Annotated in this window: 1 protein-coding gene; it reads left to right on the top strand. The window is 27.0% G+C overall.

The genetic code is table 11. The features are described from left to right. Positions 1-723, top strand: a 723-nt coding sequence (locus tag V7127_RS15230) for an HNH endonuclease (protein ID WP_335487316.1), incomplete at its 5' end; no start/stop codon positions are given. Between the last annotated feature and the right edge of the window lie 69 nt (positions 724-792).

Consider the following 792-nt stretch of genomic DNA (forward strand, 5'->3'; position numbering starts at 1 on the left):
TATTTTTATGAAAATGATGATGATATTAAAGAAGCCTGTATAAAACCAAATAAAGTTTCTGCGTTGCATTATTTTTTACTCATGGTATACAAGTTTAATATTGTTAATACAATAAAATCTTATTTGTTCGAAGATAATGAATTGGAGAATGTCTACGAAATTCTTCAAGAAATAATTGATGTTTTTAAATTGGATATTAGTTTAGATAAAGAGTACTTTCTAAAATATCTTGAAGAAAATGAAGTTGATAAATTTTTATATGAAACCATTATTGAAGATATTCTGTATGATGATATTGTAGTTGAAAGTTTTATTGAATCTGCCTTTTATATCTTATTTTTAGATAGAAAGTTTCTTCACGATTTTAATCTCAGTTTAAGCGAATATGTTGATTGTAATGATAATTTTAAAGAAGATTATTTTGAGTATATAAGTCGTAATGGGAATTTAAAAAGGGCTAGATTCCCAGAATGGTTAAAAGATGCTGTGTTTCATAGAGATAAAGGTATTTGTGTGCTTTGTAGGAGAGACTTATCTGGAATTGTAAATAGTGATATCAGCAAACACATCGATCATATTATTCCTTTAAATTATAAAGGAAATAATAGAATTGGTGGAACAAATGATGCCTCTAACTTTCAACTACTGTGTGATATTTGTAATACGACTAAAGGATCAAGAAACACGGCAACAAATTTAATGAGTATTCCTTGGTGGGATTGAATAAAAAGTATAATAAGAGGTGAATTTATGAATGAAGTAGTTCATAAAGCTGTTTCTGATTGGGTAGAA

Source organism: Bacillus sp. JJ1773 (genome assembly GCF_036962035.1).
GTDB lineage: Bacteria > Bacillota > Bacilli > Bacillales > Cytobacillaceae > Cytobacillus.